1 protein-coding gene is annotated in these 1034 nt (G+C 36.2%); it reads right to left on the bottom strand.

The features are described from left to right. Positions 1-738: cytidylyltransferase domain-containing protein (locus EI28_RS13810; protein WP_082223189.1), on the bottom strand; the 738-nt coding region annotated here is incomplete at its 3' end. Positions 739-1034: the final 296 nt, after the last annotated feature.

The raw sequence follows: 1034 nt of genomic DNA, 5'->3' as shown, positions 1-1034 counted from the left end.
ATAACTTGACACTTTTCCATCTGGTAACTTCACTATCATGTCCTGGCTGATTTCAAAATGCGGGATACTCTTCTGATGATGCAGTTTTAGTACGTCATCATAATAAATTCCAGATCTATCTGATAAGTGATCCATTATATATCTTGTTCGCTCGAAATCATCATACGTATCAACTGTTAAAGATGAAAATTCTGCCTGTAATGCAGCTTCAGGTATTATGACCTGACACTGGTACTCTTGAGGGTTGAACATATATAACATGAGATATTCACTTTTTTCAGGCTCAAGAGAGTAATAGCACCGTTTTAATGCATCCGATTCCATCAATTCTGCGGTTAAACCTAAGGGTAGGTACTCTGTGCGTGAATATTCTATTTTGTTATTTTTGGATACTTCCTCCATCATTTTCTTCAAAAAGACTGCATCAGTAAAAACATTATCCCCGGTTATCCTAACTACATGACTAGCTTTTTCTGTTGATATGACATCTAGCATTCTATCAATGGGAGACTGCTCACTTCCAGCATAACCAATTATGCCGTTATTATCTGCAATCTTTAACAATATCCGATCATCAGGATGTGATGAGGTACATAGGTAAATATCATCAATGTTTGGTACTTTTTTTATATTATCAATCAAGTGCTCAATCATCGTTTTACCATGTATGTCCCGAAGGACTTTTTTTGGTAGCCTTTTCGACCAAGTCCTTGCTATAATGCATCCTATTATCTTCATATCAGCATCTCACAAATACGCATCTCACATTTAGATAGTCAATTACTGTTACTACAAAATTTTGGATAAAAAATACTTTGGTTAAATGTATTAATAATCTTTTGAAAACGAGATTAACACATCATTTTAAGAGAACATGCATGAGAGCAACTCAGCAGGGGACATCAGACCAGATGAGCAGGAAAAAACGGTTTAAGATTAGATCCTGAGCATATTTCTAAAAAACCGGATCTCTTCCTTTTTGAACCCCCGTAATATGAACAGTCCTGCCCCGTAAACCAGCGCAGAAATACCCA

Source organism: Methanoculleus sp. MH98A (assembly GCF_000691865.1).
Taxonomy (GTDB): Archaea; Halobacteriota; Methanomicrobia; order Methanomicrobiales; family Methanoculleaceae; genus Methanoculleus.
The sequence above is the reverse complement of the archived record's forward strand: the minus strand, read 5'-3'. Positions and strand labels throughout refer to the sequence as shown.